Annotated in this window: 1 protein-coding gene; it reads right to left on the reverse strand. The window is 65.2% G+C overall.

Going from position 1 to position 362, the window contains the following annotated elements:
- Positions 1-362 (reverse strand): ISAs1 family transposase (locus C667_RS24060; RefSeq protein WP_004393539.1); only part of this gene is annotated, 362 nt, incomplete at both ends.

A 362-nucleotide genomic window follows, 5' to 3' on the forward strand; every position in this document is an offset into this window, starting at 1 on the left:
GCTGCTCTTGCGCGTGTCGGTCTTGTCGGCGCGGATGATGTTGAGCGCGATCTTGCGCAGCATCGACAGGTTCTGCGGCGCATTGTCCTTGGCCACCGTGCTGGCGTCCTCGCTGAAGCTGACGTCGAGGATCCAGTGAAGCCGGTTCTCCACGCCCCAATGCGCTCGCACCGCGGCAGCCAATTGCGCGGCGGTGAGGGCGCGCGAGCTGATGTAGTAGCGCCGCTCCAGATCGGATTCCTTTTCGCCGACCACCCGCATGGAGTCGATGCGCCCGATCGTCACACACTTGGGCCAGTCGCCCGGATCGACGATGCCCTTGGCCGACAGCACCGAAGCGATCTGCCCAACGGTGCGTCCGT

Source organism: Thauera phenylacetica B4P, from assembly GCF_000310225.1.
Lineage (GTDB): Bacteria > Pseudomonadota > Gammaproteobacteria > Burkholderiales > Rhodocyclaceae > Thauera > Thauera phenylacetica.